This is a genomic window from Peribacillus sp. SRI_006, from assembly GCF_057586375.1.
On record NZ_JBYCZT010000002.1, the window covers coordinates 192,029 to 206,004 of the forward strand.

Annotated in this window: 14 protein-coding genes and 2 pseudogenes; 12 read left to right on the forward strand and 4 right to left on the reverse strand. The window is 34.7% G+C overall.

Going from position 1 to position 13,976, the window contains the following annotated elements; all coding sequences use genetic code 11:
• Nucleotides 1-439: 439 nt before the first annotated feature.
• Nucleotides 440-1,030: a TetR/AcrR family transcriptional regulator gene (locus tag AC2YHV_RS03265; protein ID WP_487372572.1), complete on the reverse strand. Its 591-nt coding sequence runs from the start codon at nucleotides 1,028-1,030 to the stop codon at nucleotides 440-442.
• A gap of 1 nt (nucleotide 1,031) precedes the next feature.
• Nucleotides 1,032-1,790, reverse strand: a complete 759-nt coding sequence (locus AC2YHV_RS03270) for an alpha/beta fold hydrolase (RefSeq protein ID WP_487372573.1) — start codon at nucleotides 1,788-1,790, stop codon at nucleotides 1,032-1,034.
• Nucleotides 1,791-2,054: 264 nt separating this feature from the next.
• Here AC2YHV_RS03270 and AC2YHV_RS03275 point away from each other — a divergent pair, with 264 nt between their 5' ends.
• From AC2YHV_RS03275 to AC2YHV_RS03310, 8 genes and pseudogenes are all read left to right on the forward strand, one after another.
• On the forward strand, nucleotides 2,055-2,306 hold the full coding sequence (locus AC2YHV_RS03275) for a recombinase family protein (protein ID WP_487372574.1): 252 nt from the start codon (nucleotides 2,055-2,057) through the stop codon (nucleotides 2,304-2,306).
• Entirely contained in the window at nucleotides 2,307-2,537 is a 231-nt protein-coding gene (locus AC2YHV_RS03280; RefSeq protein WP_427524952.1) for a hypothetical protein, read from the forward strand.
• Nucleotides 2,538-2,937: 400 nt separating this feature from the next.
• Complete coding sequence (gene vanR / locus AC2YHV_RS03285) at nucleotides 2,938-3,633, forward strand: vancomycin resistance response regulator transcription factor, VanR-F/VanR-M family (protein ID WP_063576304.1); 696 nt, start codon at nucleotides 2,938-2,940, stop codon at nucleotides 3,631-3,633.
• The gene (vanS, locus tag AC2YHV_RS03290) at nucleotides 3,626-4,723 is read left to right on the forward strand and encodes a vancomycin resistance histidine kinase VanS (RefSeq protein ID WP_487372575.1); all 1,098 of its coding nucleotides are present in this window, start codon (nucleotides 3,626-3,628) and stop codon (nucleotides 4,721-4,723) included. The genes vanR and vanS overlap by 8 nt, the downstream gene beginning before the upstream one ends.
• 117 nt (nucleotides 4,724-4,840) lie before the next feature.
• On the forward strand, nucleotides 4,841-5,704 hold the full coding sequence (gene vanY, locus AC2YHV_RS03295) for a VanY-A/VanY-F/VanY-M family D-Ala-D-Ala carboxypeptidase (RefSeq protein WP_487372576.1): 864 nt from the start codon (nucleotides 4,841-4,843) through the stop codon (nucleotides 5,702-5,704).
• A gap of 62 nt (nucleotides 5,705-5,766) precedes the next feature.
• A pseudogene (locus AC2YHV_RS03300) lies at nucleotides 5,767-5,965 on the forward strand (hypothetical protein); the annotation flags it as partial.
• Between the two features lie 31 nt (nucleotides 5,966-5,996).
• On the forward strand, nucleotides 5,997-6,383 hold the full coding sequence (locus tag AC2YHV_RS03305; RefSeq protein WP_487372577.1) for a hypothetical protein: 387 nt from the start codon (nucleotides 5,997-5,999) through the stop codon (nucleotides 6,381-6,383).
• 163 nt (nucleotides 6,384-6,546) lie between these two features.
• A complete protein-coding gene (locus AC2YHV_RS03310) occupies nucleotides 6,547-7,425 on the forward strand; it encodes a YitT family protein (RefSeq protein ID WP_411740269.1) in 879 nt (292 codons plus the stop codon).
• A gap of 438 nt (nucleotides 7,426-7,863) precedes the next feature.
• On the opposite strand, the gene AC2YHV_RS03315 is transcribed toward AC2YHV_RS03310, so the two are convergent.
• Nucleotides 7,864-8,133 carry a hypothetical protein gene (locus AC2YHV_RS03315; RefSeq protein WP_034312142.1) on the reverse strand — a complete coding sequence of 90 codons (270 nt, stop codon included), beginning with the start codon at nucleotides 8,131-8,133 and terminating at the stop codon, nucleotides 7,864-7,866.
• Between the two features lie 229 nt (nucleotides 8,134-8,362).
• Between AC2YHV_RS03315 and AC2YHV_RS03320 the strand changes: the two are divergent.
• A pseudogene (locus AC2YHV_RS03320) lies at nucleotides 8,363-8,515 on the forward strand (YkvA family protein); the annotation flags it as partial.
• A 1,348-nt stretch (nucleotides 8,516-9,863) separates the two neighbouring features.
• On the opposite strand, the gene AC2YHV_RS03325 reads toward AC2YHV_RS03320, so the two are convergent.
• Nucleotides 9,864-10,403 (reverse strand): ECF transporter S component, encoded by a 540-nt coding sequence (locus AC2YHV_RS03325; RefSeq protein WP_487372578.1) that lies wholly within the window; start codon nucleotides 10,401-10,403, stop codon nucleotides 9,864-9,866.
• A 208-nt stretch (nucleotides 10,404-10,611) separates the two neighbouring features.
• On the opposite strand from AC2YHV_RS03325, the gene AC2YHV_RS03330 reads away from it, so the two are divergent.
• The 3 genes from AC2YHV_RS03330 to AC2YHV_RS03340 all read left to right on the forward strand — a co-directional run bounded on the left by AC2YHV_RS03330 (nucleotide 10,612) and on the right by AC2YHV_RS03340 (nucleotide 13,965).
• The gene (locus AC2YHV_RS03330; RefSeq protein ID WP_053346497.1) at nucleotides 10,612-11,460 is read left to right on the forward strand and encodes a pyridoxamine kinase; all 849 of its coding nucleotides are present in this window, start codon (nucleotides 10,612-10,614) and stop codon (nucleotides 11,458-11,460) included.
• A 523-nt stretch (nucleotides 11,461-11,983) separates the two neighbouring features.
• On the forward strand, nucleotides 11,984-12,994 hold the full coding sequence (locus AC2YHV_RS03335) for a glycoside hydrolase family protein (RefSeq protein WP_487372579.1): 1,011 nt from the start codon (nucleotides 11,984-11,986) through the stop codon (nucleotides 12,992-12,994).
• Nucleotides 12,995-13,260: 266 nt separating this feature from the next.
• Complete coding sequence (locus AC2YHV_RS03340; RefSeq protein ID WP_487372580.1) at nucleotides 13,261-13,965, forward strand: hypothetical protein; 705 nt, start codon at nucleotides 13,261-13,263, stop codon at nucleotides 13,963-13,965.
• Nucleotides 13,966-13,976 lie beyond the last annotated feature (11 nt).

Sequence of the window (13,976 nt, forward strand, 5' to 3'; positions counted from 1 at the left end):
CGTCTTCATTCATCGTTTTGGTTCAAGCGGGTCGTCACGAAAAAAATCTCTTCAGTTAGGTTTCTGAAGAGTTTTTTTTCTGTGATATTTTGAAATAATTTAAGATAGGGAATATGAAATACTTTCAGCAGTTTTTAACAATAAAGAGATATGTTGTGCCATCGATTCCTCATGCCAGCGAAAGAAAGGCCCGGAAATGGAGATAGCTCCAATGAATTTTCCTTAAGCTCCGAAAACTGGTGCTGATAATGTCCATTTTCAAAGTAGTCAGCAGACGATGAGTGATAGGGGGAGAAATATTAAGGCTTTCACTAATATGACGGCTTGATCCATGTTCGAGATGAATGTATCAATAATAGTTCTTCCCATAAAAGAGACCGTCAATGACGATCTCTTTTTTCTCCATTTTAGCTGTGGAAGTTCCTCTTTAAATCTTCATTCAAGATAAGTTACAAAACTCGCTTATAATCTGGTTCTTTATTTCTTCTATCGGAAATCCCTGTTGATAGGTGGATATCATCAACATAATTCCTTGTAGCACAGATGAAAAATATAACGATCGTTTCCTTGGTTCAGTTTCACCCATACTTTTGAATATTTTACATTGAAACTCAAATTGTCTAGCATTTTCTTCAATTATGAGATGACTGTATTTTATCAACTCTTCATCTGATTCTGGCTGAGTTTGAAGGTGTAGATAGAACCGATGGACTTCTGGCTTTTGGTGGATATTATCTATGGCACCATTGATTATATGTTCAAGCTGTTCACGAGGTGTATTTAAGGTGAAAGCTTCTTCCATGACCTCCACCACCTCCTTGATTCTGGCCTCGACCATTTCAGAAAGCAGTTCTTCTTTCCCTTTATAATAGTTATAGAGTAACCCTTTCGAAATGCCCGCCTGCTTGGCTATATCGCTTATGGAAGTAGCGTAATAGCCTTGTTTTATAAATAACTCCATGGCTGCAGCGCGAATTTTTTCTTTGGATGCTTGGCGAATGCGGTCATTCTCTTCGGGTGTACGTGGCATTTTATCTTAAATCCTCCATAAAAGCAGTGAATTCTTGATATAAAATTTCAGAATGGGTGAGGGGGAGCATATGATCGGCATCCTCTATTTCGATGAAACGGATGTTTGGAACCTTTCGGAAACAATCGGCAACCCGGAAATTATCTGCCAAGTCCTTTTTGCCGATAAAAAATAAAGTTTCGGTGTTCAATTCTTCTAATCGTTCCATTGCCGGCGGCCGCGGCCATATCATGCAGAAATCAGCGGGCCACTTAAGCATGCGCCCGAAATGATGCCTGAGCATTTTGACAGTGAGATCTTTGTGCGGACTATCGATAACAACTTGGTATGTTGGTGAATGAAGGGCAAGCTCTAACATCTTATCTATATTGGGGGCACTTTCCAATATCTTGTTATGATATTGTTCAAACTCCTTTGAATAGGGAAAACCAGTTAAAGAAGGAGCAATTAATACAAGTTTCGATACCCTTTCTGGATAATTAAGGGCTAAATCAGTGGCAATCTGTCCGCCCATGGAATGACCTATAATCGTTGCCTGATTAAGTTCCAGGTAATCCATTAGTGCCAATACATCCTCAACATAGTTTGCATGTTTTATGGGGGATGGTGATTTACCGGCACCACGGCCATCAAAAGCGATCACTTGGTAACTATTAGTTAAAAGAGATGCTAAAAATTTCCATTGCCTCAAATCAACCCCGCCACCATGAATAAGAACAACAGGAAGACCCTTGCCATTAACCTCGAAATGTAAATCCAATGCAACCCCTCCTTTTTCATCACTGAATTTTCAGATTTATTTTATTATTGAATGAACGTTTAGTCAATAGAAAATGCAATTAAATTTTGAACAACTGTCTAAGTGTATATTAACTTTTATATAACGCGGATTTCACAATTAATGGTTAATCTAAATGTTTATGTAAAGTGTCTTAAAGTTAGTATATGATTTAACATATTAGTCTTTTAGACAGAGGTGCTTTAAAAGGCCTTAATTGGGTAGTTTCAACAGTTGGACAAATACTTGAAAATCAAATTGAATCACTTCAGGGATATGGCTAAGGAAAATCAATCTGATGCAAAATCAAATCGAATAGTTCTTCATGGAACATTAGAGTATTTGCGAGAAGGAGATAAGCTAATTATAACTAAAATAGATAGACTTGCTCGCTCAGTCAAAGAACTACATAACGTTGCTAGCCAATTAGAGGATAACGGCATCGGCCTTGTTTTCTTAAAAGAGCAAATAGATTTCTCAACTCCATCTGGGAAATAAATGTTCACAATGCTAGAAGAATTTGTTGAGTTTGAAAGGGAATTAATGAATGAAAGAACAGCAGAAGGACAAGGGAAACATATGGAAAGAACAGGTCAACCAAGGAAAAACTTAGAACGTGCATTGGATCTATTTGGTAATCGAGAAGAAAATAAAATCGGTGTTAATGATATTGTGAAAATGACAGGTGTCCCGAGTAGTACCATCTATGCAAATGCTAAAGATAGGTAAAGGTGTATAAGTAATATTTGAAGGAAAAGAGAAAGAGGGTTAGAATCTTACATTCACTTTAATCTTGGATATTAAAGCTGTAACATTTTCACCTTAATGCGTGATGTTACGTTTTTTAACAAATTTGTTAATGATGGATCACCCCGTTTTGGGTCCTTTCGTGAAATTGATACTCCCTCTTTTATTTAAGAATTCGTAGCCTTTTTTTTCTGAACAGGTAGCCGGATACTAAACTTGGGGTATTGCGTTACGAGCTACAAAGACTTATATTCAATAATCGGGCAGCTTGTGGGATAAACAAGTGATAATTGAACTCGGCAAAAACAGCTGATTTTTTTTACGATACAACTTCGTAACACTTATTGACGATTAATGATAACTTTTTCTAGGGGTGGAATACATGGAAAATATAAAAATTTTAATAGCGGATGATGATGTTGAGATTGCTGATTTGGTTGCTATACATTTAGAGAAAGAAGGGTATCGTGTCATTAAGGTATCGGATGGGCAAGAAACCATTGATGTTATCCAGAGCCAACCAATTGATTTACTGATTTTGGATATTATGATGCCGAAAATGGATGGATATGAAGTTACCCGTCGCATTCGCGAAAAACATAATATGCCAATTATTTTTTTGAGCGCTAAAACGTCTGATTTTGATAAAGTGCAGGGACTCGTGATTGGAGCAGACGATTATATGACCAAACCATTTATACCCATTGAATTGGTAGCTCGGGTAAATGCACAGCTGCGGCGCTTTATGAAATTGAATCAACCTAAATACAAACAGGATACAAACTTGGAATTTGGAGGATTAACGATTTCTCCTGAACAACGTACAGTTACTCTATATGGTAAGAATATTGAGTTAACACCGAAAGAGTTTAAAATTTTATATTTATTAGCCAGTAATCCAAATAAAGTCTATAATGCAGAAGATATTTTTCAGAAGGTATGGGGGGATGCATACTATGAAGGTGGGAATACCGTAATGGTTCATATTCGCACTTTGCGGAAAAAACTTGAAGAGGATAAACGAAAAAACAAATTGATAAAAACTGTATGGGGGGTAGGTTATAAATTCAATGGGTAATATTCTGCGAGGCTTTCGTTCAAAAATGATCATATTGTTAGGTTTAAGCATGTTGTTGTCTAGCGTCATAACATATTTCCTCTTTAAAGTACTCCAATTGTATTATTATACAAATGTTAATTATGGAGATACACTAGCTTATTTTCGCAAAATCATACAAAATATTGGAGACCTTAACGTCTTTTTGCTTGTATTTATCACGCTATCGATATTATTCTTCTTTTTACTTACAAAACCCTATTCTGCCTATTTCAATGAGATTTCAAAAGGAATTCATTATCTCGCTCAGGGTGACTTTAAGCATCGAGTTCAAATATTGTCAAATGATGAATTTAGTGATATTGCACAAGGCATTAATCTGGCAAGTGAAAAATTGGAACAAGCCATAGAAAGGGGTGACTTTTCGGAGAGTAGTAAAGAGCAGTTAGTAGTTAATTTGGCTCATGACTTGCGCACACCTCTTACCTCTGTGTTAGGTTATTTAGATTTAATCCTTAAGGATGATAATTTGACTGAAAATCAGATCAGGCATTATTTAACGATTGCCTTTACCAAATCTCAACGCTTGGAAAGGTTAATTGATGAATTATTCGAAATAACTAGGATGAATTATGGGATGTTACCAGTTGAAAAGAAACAAATCGATTTAAGTGAGCTACTTGTTCAATTGAAAGAAGAGTTGTACCCTGTCTTTGAGAAAAATGATTTGATAGCAAGAATGAATATCACTTCCCCTCTATCTATTATGGGTGATGGAGAGTTATTGGCACGTGTGTTTGAAAATCTTCTGGTTAATGCAAATCGCTATGGGTATGAGGGGCAGTATGTTGATATCAACGGTTTTATTGATTCAGAGGAAGTGGTTATTCAAGTTATCAATTATGGGGATGCCATTCCTCCAGATGAACTGCCTCATATTTTTGATATGCTATATACTGGTGACAAAGCACGAACTCATCAAGAAAATAGTACAGGTCTCGGTTTATTCATTGCGAAGAATATTGTAGAGCAACACAATGGGACAATATCCGCCGCAAGTGATTTAATACGCACTATATTTGAAGTCCGATTACCAATGGCGGGTTCCTAAGAAGTTTAATAATAAGATCCAAGTGAAAATTTAAGAAAAATTTAATGTTTACCCCACCTTTTATTTTAAAAGTTTTTCCTATCCTATAAACAAGTTACATCAAGGAGGAGACTAAAAATGAAAAAGTGGGGATTTTTATTGGTTTTTGCATTAATTCTAGTTTTTATTTTTAAGATATTACCGATATCCCAAGATAAAGTAGAGGATCAAATATATGAACAAAATGATAATACAGCTATTGAAAATCCCCTAAAGATTGAGATTACACAAGAGCAGATCCATCAAGGGAATCTGCTTTTGGTTAACAGTGAATATGCTGTTGAACAAGCCGGCATACAATCGGATATCATAAATTTATTTACACACAAAGGGTTAACTGCCGGATACCAGTTACCTAATAATGAAATAAAATTATCAGAAGAAATAGCTGAAAAATTTTCGGAGATGATAGCTGCGGCTGAAGAGGATGGGGTTAGTAATTTCTTAATTAGCAGTGGTTATCGAGATTTTGATGAGCAAAACAGACTGTACAAGGAGATGGGGGCTGCCTATGCTTTGCCAGCCGGGCATAGCGAACACAATTTAGGATTAGCACTCGATGTAGGGTCTACACAAATGAAGATGAAAGAAGCACCTGAAGGAGAGTGGATAGAAGAAAATGCTTGGAAAAACGGCTTTATCTTACGCTATCCCGCGAATAAAACGGATATTACAGGAATTCAATATGAATCATGGCATATTCGCTATGTCGGCTTGCCTCACAGTGCGATTATGCAGGAAATGAATTTAGCTTTGGAAGAATATTTGGATTATTTAAAAGAAGAAAAGAGCATATCTATTAGTGTTGAAGGGAAAAAATATACAATTTCATATTATCCCATTTCTCAAAACGGAACAATTGAAGTTGAAGTACCAGCGAATGAACAGTATGAAATATCCGGTAATAATATGGATGGAGTGATTGTGACCACATTGAATTAAGTTCAAAAATGATAAAGTCATAGGTTTAAATGTAAAGTAGGAGACGTATTCTATCTGCTTAACTGACGGTTTTGTATACTTATTTTTGTACTATTATTTATTGTGTTTCAAATTGTATTTTTTTTAAAGGTGCAAAAATATTTAAGCATTTTCTATGGGGGTATGTTTTGCTTTTTCTATCTTTCACTAGAAATCAATTCACTTCCATTTTCTTCTGAAGGTATTACATATATGTTGAACCTTATTCTGTTTATACCGTTATGTTCTTGAACACCCTAGGGGCGATTATTGGATGTTAGCAGCTGGGGATTTTGGCTCACTCTTTTCCCGTATTAATATAACTGGCGGAATCATACTAAACCCTGTCAATGAAGGGATATACATATCTACTAAGTACACATTCAGAAGAATTGCCATTATCAATGTTATTTTAGAGACAGGTTCAGCTATGTATTGTTTTCAAACTGCAATATCAGGTACAGGAGCTATTTCAGGATGGTACGCTTCAGCATATGTGAGTCCTATCAATGCTTCGTCAGTATTAGGGGGTTCATCTGATTGGTTAGTGGATTTTTCAGGTAACTTTGCTACAGTACCCAATGATTGTGCAGATGGCTCTACTTTTAGAGGAAATGGCATATTTAGAATTAGAAAAGCTGGTGTTTGTGTAACGATGTGAAAACCAATAACAACAATCAAACGCTAACAAGAATAGCGGCGGTTTTATTTTGGCTAAATTAGGAAGATGTAATCAAGTTGGAACTTCTATATGCAAAGTTATTTTTCCTGATTTAATATTAGAGTATAATAGTAATAAATGAATAATAAAAGGTGTGATTTTTCTGACGGAAGCACTAAAAAAGCAGCATAGAAAGTTACCTCGTTTGATAATTATCCAACGGATCATTCTTATTACAATTGGTGCTTTGCTAATGGCCACTGGATTGGAAATCTTTTTAATTCCCAATCATGTAATTGATGGAGGCATTACAGGCATTTCCATTATGCTTTCTCACATTACCGGAATAAAACTGGGAATCTTTCTTTTCCTTTTGAACCTACCATTTGTATTTCTGGGATATAAACAGTTTGGAAAAACTTTTGCTATATCTACTATATATGGGATTATAATGCTTTCCATTTTTGCGACATATTTTCATCCTATCCCGCCCTTCACTGAAGATATCCTTCTTGCTACAATTTTTGGCGGAATTTTTTTAGGTATAGGTGTGGGAATAGTAATTCGTAACGGTGGTGCTCTTGATGGTACAGAAATACTTTCGATTGTAATAAGTAAAAAAGTTCCATTTTCTGTTGGCGAAATTGTTATGTTCATCAATCTATTTATACTTGGTTCTGCCGGATTCGTTTACACATGGGATAGAGCTATGTATTCAATCTTAGCTTATGTAATTGCTGCTAAAGCCATTGACATTGTTATTACTGGAATGGAAGAAACAAAGTCAGTGTGGATAATTAGCGATGAAGCAAAAGAGATGGGTGATGCAATTAATAGCCGCTTAGGACGAGGTGTGACATACTTACATGGTGAGGGTGCTTTTACAGGAGAAGACAAAAAGGTTATCTTCTGTGTAATTACCAGACTTGAAGAATCCAAGTTAACTACAATTGTTGAAGAGATCGACCCTTCATCTTTCTTAGCAATGGCAAATATTGCGGAAGTACGTGGAGGAAGGTTCAAAAAGAGAGATATTCATTAATATTAACCACACAGGAAGCGCTCATAACTTGAGTGCTTTTTTTGCATACTTTTTTAACAGGATAGGAATAATTTGTAATAAAAAACAATGAAAATAAAATGCAGTTAGTATTTACTGCGCTTTTTTTATTAGCAGGGCTAAATGGGGCAATTGGAGGAGATGGAGGGATTATTATCCGACCATCTTATTCTTTATTATCGGTGATCTTCTATATAGTCGTTTACTCAATAACCATCAACTGTGGGCTTATCAAGAAATATTTTAAGTGTTTTGGAAACATTAAGTCTGAAATTTTATTATTAACAAAATCCAAACCGTCCCAAAAGGGTGGCTTTTTATTATGTAATGAGAGGGATGGAAACATAAGAAAAACTAGACATCCACTTTAACCAAGTGATGACTTATTCTTTTTTAGAATGTAATACATAGAAAAGGCACTTAACCTAATTGGTCGAGTGCTTTTTGTGTCTTTTTTAATACTTCTTTATTTTTATTAATGAAAACTTTATTTCTTAATATCATTTCTTTATTATTAAGCTCATCATTTAGTTCGGTAGTATTGTTCAGTTTCTCCAGAAGTGAGACTATTGATGGCATTGCTAATAATTCATGGAAAGCTATGTTTGTTTTAATAGATAAGATTTTTAGCTCAGTAAGTTGACGAGGAGATAAAAAAGACTCAAATGGTTGCCTTTCATTTATTTCCATAATTGTATCCTCCATATGATGTGAATTATTAAATTGTAATTTAATTATAAAATAGATAAGTTCAATAAATGTATTAATCATGTAAAGATTTGATGAATTGTAGAAGGTTGGATAAAATTAGGGTAATATCCTGTTAATATGGTAAAAAATTGATGATGAATAGGGGGGATTATAATAAGATACAACTAAATTCTCAGATGGTTTTTCTGAAGACTCATTTTGGAAGAAGATTAAAAAATTCGGCAAAAAAGCAGGGGTTAAAGTTGTTTATGTAGCTTTACTATTGTTTTACACACTTCAAAAGCCAACCACTCCTGTTTGGGCAAAGACAGTAATTGTTGGAGCGCTGGGGTATTTCATACTTCCAAATGATTTAATTCCTTACCATTTAAATTGGGTTCTTTTTTTACTGCTCCATCACGATGATTTTTACCTGTATTACCTGCCATAGTACACACCTCACTTCCCACTAATTTATAACATTAGTTGGAAATTATATGTAGGGTAAAATATTTTTCGACTGTCGAAGTTAACAATACCCAACAGGAAGTTATTGGGATTTGTTCGGATGATTAAAGAGAAATTAAAACGCAAAAGAATTATTAGAGAAGGAAAATACTTAAACAAGACGATCAGCGTTCAAAAATGCTTTAAAACTTGTATTTGGGGCTGTTGTTGGGATGACTGTTGCTATTTTTATAGTTCAAGACTTGTATAAAATTAGGAAATTATTTCGCTTGCCGCAAATGGGGTAAAAAGAAGCCTAAAGTTAAAAAGGCTTGTAAAGCACGAGGATACTGGTAAAATCTCCAAAACTAAGGGGGAAACACATTGTCTGACATACCTGACTTTTCGAGAATAAATATGCTGAAATTATCGTTACATTCTTTGCTTTTATGCATTTTATTAAGCTTAGTTTGTTTAATTATCAAAGATGTTTTTTCAATTATCGTTGATAAAAGAATTAATTTAAATTTATTTTTCATTCCAATAATCATGGTCTTTTGGGTTTTGATAGCAGTTAAAAAACCAACATACCAAAAATGATTTCTGGATAGGAGTCTGGGCAAAATGCTCGGGCTTTTTTTATTTGTCTAAATAAGGATGTGTTAACCGTGAATCTATTCATGCATAGATGATCCGTATGACAGAAGGCGAGAGAATAATATAATATTGGCGGGTATGGATAATCATAATTACTATTGGCTGAAATGTACGGATCGATAGTTAAGTGTATGTAGGATTAAGAAGTTAAGGACATGATGAGTATACAACTACTTATGCTATGTAGTAAGTGTGGTGAGGTAATAGAGAATGGTAATGGTGCGGTACGATGGGGGATGAGTGAAAAAAATATAACCTGCGAGGAAATGGCTGTTTTGTAAATGAACCTAACTATGAATTAATGGCTAAGGCGTTTACGGAACTATACTTTAGTTTTACTAAAGGTGGATCCGGAGATGTAGAATTCGACAAATTAGGCACGATAGCTTTATTTTCTGCATTGGCAAATGATGAAGAAGGGAAACAAAAGGAATTAGATAAAATGAGAGCTCACGTTAAAAGACTTAAGAATGAAAAAAAGAAATAGATAAAGTCTTGTCGTGGTCATCTAGTTTACCCTCTGCATGCAGAGTACCGATAAAAAGGGAAGCAAACAAAACATAGCCCCCAAATACACCATTCATGTAGTATTTGGGGGCTACTTGACGTTTACCTTTATAGCGAATTTACTTAAAATAAGGAACCTTTTTCAAAGCCACACAAACTGGAACGGCAACGATAATTCCTAATATATTTTGAACGAAATCTCCAGGTATCGAAGCTAAAGGTGCAATCCAATTACCGTATAGAATCCCTTCACCAATATAATAAACAGCTATCATAAATGGAATTGAAACGATTGTTGCTATTACATTGAAAGCAATGCTAGTACCGTTGCGACCCTTTGACCAAGCGATTTTACCAACTATATATCCTTGCAAACCACGCGCCACAATGGTGATGGGTGCCCACAATGCCCACCCTCCAACTATATCAAATAACCCCATTCCTATCGCACCAGCAAGAGCTGCTTTTTTAGGACCAAATAAAATAGATGCAATAAAAAGCATAGCTGTTCCTAGATGAACTAACCCTCCATTTGCGGCAATTGGCAGTTTAATATTCAAAAAGAATGTAGATACGAACACAAGTGCAATCAACATTGCGGTAATAATTAAATCCATAGTTTTTTGACTTGACCTTGAATAACTTTGTGTATTTTGCATATCTGTAAACCTTCCTAACTAGAATTTTCCTATGATTTTAGCAAAAAACTGGTGTCTATAAAAGTGTCAATTTATTAAAAAACTATGAGGTCAGTTGAAAAAAATACAGATATTATACGTATTGAAAAGAGAGAGGAGATGACTGTTTTTAGCTGATTTATGATAAGATAAATAAAGTTTAAAGTGGATAGGCCATATGGAGGTTATTATGAAAAAAGTTGCTGTACTACAGGATTTATCATCTTTTGGAAAATGTTCATTAACAGCTGCAATTCCGGTTCTTTCGGTCATGGGCGTGCAGGCATGCCCTTTACCAACGGCCATATTGACTGCGCAAACCGGATATCCAAGTTTTTTTTGTGAAGATTTTACATCCAAAATGAAATACTTCATAGAAGAATGGAGCAAGCTTAATGTAACCTTTGATGGAATCTATACCGGCTTCGTTACTGGTGAAGAGCAAATTAATAATATTTTCCATTTTTTAGATAAATTTTATACAAAAGAAACCATTTTACTTGTTGATCCAGTAATGGGGGATATAGGAGAAGTCTATAAACTTTTTACCGATGAATTACTGGTACTTATGAGAGAACTGGTGAAGCGTGCAGATGTCATTACACCAAATGTTACAGAGTGCTGTTTATTAACCGGATTGTCTTATGAAAAGCTGCATAGCTATTCTAACGAAGAGGACTATATTAAAGCGATAGAAGAAGCAGGGAATATGTTGCAGCAAGAAACGGGAGCTCAGGTTATCATCACTGGAATGAATCCACCGTCAGCAGATTCAGAGAAGCAGTTTATCGGAAATATGTATTTGGACGGAAGTAGAACCTTTTATAGTGCGACGCAGTATAACGGTGAAAGCTATTCAGGTACTGGTGATTTATTTGCATCTGTGATTATGGGAAGCATGATGCGTGGAGAGAACCTAGAAAAATCCGTACAGCTCGCAGTGGCATTCCTGACAGAGGCTATCAATGATTCCTCCTTGGAGCAAATTCCTAAAGTAGAAGGAGTTAACTTCGAAAAATATTTACGAATGTTATTATGAATGCTTTAAAAAATGGAAAAAATAGAGTAACAAAAGCTCGGCTTTTTGACTAACCGAGCTTTTTGTATAAATCAAATAGTACTTATATTTTGCCGAGTATTGTAAAAAATCATTTAAATAATAAGGAAACTTTCTATTTACCTCACAACAGCTAGTATTTATGTTCGTTAAAGTTTGAAAATATTTATCTTCCATAGATCTTTACAAAGATGAAGAAAAATTACTTGAAGAAAAAACAATATTATCTACAATCGAGGAATTAGAAGCTCTATTTCCTGATAAGGATAGATCAGAAATTATAAAGAAAATGCGTCAATTAGATTGCTTAGAATTAAAAACCGCAAAAATTCCATGGAGTGCAAAAACAAATAAAGAAGATAGACCGCCTTGTAAAATTACTTATGCTAATGAGCCTAATATGGAATTAATGGCTAAAGCATTCACTCACCTATATTACTAACGATAAACCTTGATAAATCCAGGAAGTATTCACGTTGGCAAAAAGAAGTGGAAGAGGCTGGTGATGAAGCCGGGGCGGTATATTATTCCTAAAGGTACTTACAGACTAACGGATAAATTGTATTTAACTAAGAATACAAAGATTATCATGGATAAAGGGGCAAGGCTATTACGTGATCATAATGCTGGATTCTTTATTAATGGAAGAACAGGCGATAGCTTTACAGGTTATGACGGAAACGGAAATATCACTATTGAGGGTGGAACATTAGACGGAAACCTTACAGCTCGTTATAAACATTATAATGCTATAGGGCTTGCTCGTGGTCAGAATATTGTTATACGTGATGTTGAGATAATAGATGTACGTGGTGCTCATGCGATGGATATTAACGGATGTAAAGACGTATTGATTGAAGGTTGTAAGTTTAAAGGTTATGACATTAACTACACAGTCGATGGTGACGGTGCTTCTAATATGCGTGAAGCTATTCAGATTGCAAATCATACAGAAGCAGGTTTCAATAGCTTTGGTTCTTTTGATGCTCAAGTTTGTGAGAATGTTACAGTACGTGATTGTTACTTTGGAGCAAGTGCAAATAATCCTGCTTATCCTGCAGGTGTTGGAAATCATGGTACAGTTGAAGATTTATACATGAAAAATATTCGTATCTATGACAACATTTTCGATGGTATGACTTATGCAGGTGTAAGACCATACAAGTTTGAAAATACATTGATCAGAAATAACACGTTTATTAATTGCGATTACGGTATACGATATTCAAATCCTAATGGAAATGGTACATACGATGCAGGAAAAGCACAGTCAGGTAGAAACACTGTAATCCAAGGAAATAATTTTATCAGGTCTAAAACTAGAGATATCTATATTGTGGGTTGGGTTAAAGATGGAATAACTGCAAGAGTGAAAAACATTCAAATCCTTGATAACATTTTTGAAGGTGTTTCAAATGCAGAGACAATGTATCTATCATTCTGTGAGGATGTATTAATTAGAGGGAATATCTCCAATATCACTTCTCGTTTTGTTATGGGATATTACAACAGCTAGTACAAGGAATGTACACAATAACAAAGTACGTGGAGGACTGTGGATTAAAAGTAGAACATTCCTAAATGAATTTACAGTAGACGATTACTTGAGAAAAGAAGATAAATTGATTGTAGCTAAATATACCAAATGAATAATAGGTCACCATTCGCTGGTGATTTTTTTGTTGTAATTTTTTTGATTTTAATGAAAATAATACATAAGTATTATTTTTGTGGTATAATTTGTATTTGTTGCCGATATAACACAGAGGGAGATATGCAAAAGTGTTAAAGAATCGTTTTTTAGTTTTACTATTATTAGTAGGAGTATTCATGTTTAGTAGTGTTAATGCTTCTTATGCAGAAGAAACAGATGATTGGGATTGGGCGGAGTTTGAGAGATTAAAATTATTAGATACCATAGAATTTTATGGATTAGATATACTTCATGAAGAAGAAGCATTCGAAAAGAATACAACAAGTGAAGTTATATACAACCCCATGTATGAAGATGGGACAACTTTAGATGTAAAGTTAATGGTTTCAACAGATATAACCGGTAATATTACAGCTGTCGAATCAGATGCATCATTAATGACAATGGACATTCTTAAAAAAAAGAAGCCAAAGAATCCAAAAACCAAAATAAATGCTGTACCATATAAATTGAATGGGGGATCAAACAAAGCGAGCTTTATTAATGAGCATGCGTACAATAAGCATAAATATGATTCTAAGAAAAAATCATCAGCTACGGCTACTCAATATGGAAAAGATGTTGATGTGAAAAAATTAAGAGAAGATACAATGGCCAACTATGATAATAAGTGGACAACTAAGGACAACTCTGGTCAAGTTCAGATTCACTATGCTAAGAGTTATGATTCTAATATAAGCACTAAGGATACATCAACAAAAAACCATAGGGTTGTAATTAACAAATCTAAATCAACTAGGAGTACTCAATATCCATTATCCTTTAAAAACTAGGAGTGAAGAAA

Coding starts and splice junctions, on each gene's coding strand:
- AC2YHV_RS03265 (WP_487372572.1), bottom strand. CDS start 1,030: ATGCCACGTACACCCGAAGAGAATGACCGCATTCGCCAAGCATCCAAA.
- AC2YHV_RS03280 (WP_427524952.1), top strand. CDS start 2,307: ATGTTCACAATGCTAGAAGAATTTGTTGAGTTTGAAAGGGAATTAATG.
- vanR (WP_063576304.1), top strand. CDS start 2,938: ATGGAAAATATAAAAATTTTAATAGCGGATGATGATGTTGAGATTGCT.
- vanS (WP_487372575.1), top strand. CDS start 3,626: ATGGGTAATATTCTGCGAGGCTTTCGTTCAAAAATGATCATATTGTTA.
- vanY (WP_487372576.1), top strand. CDS start 4,841: ATGAAAAAGTGGGGATTTTTATTGGTTTTTGCATTAATTCTAGTTTTT.
- AC2YHV_RS03305 (WP_487372577.1), top strand. CDS start 5,997: ATGTTAGCAGCTGGGGATTTTGGCTCACTCTTTTCCCGTATTAATATA.
- AC2YHV_RS03315 (WP_034312142.1), bottom strand. CDS start 8,133: ATGGAAATAAATGAAAGGCAACCATTTGAGTCTTTTTTATCTCCTCGT.
- AC2YHV_RS03325 (WP_487372578.1), bottom strand. CDS start 10,403: ATGCAAAATACACAAAGTTATTCAAGGTCAAGTCAAAAAACTATGGAT.
- AC2YHV_RS03330 (WP_053346497.1), top strand. CDS start 10,612: ATGAAAAAAGTTGCTGTACTACAGGATTTATCATCTTTTGGAAAATGT.
- AC2YHV_RS03335 (WP_487372579.1), top strand. CDS start 11,984: ATGAAGCCGGGGCGGTATATTATTCCTAAAGGTACTTACAGACTAACG.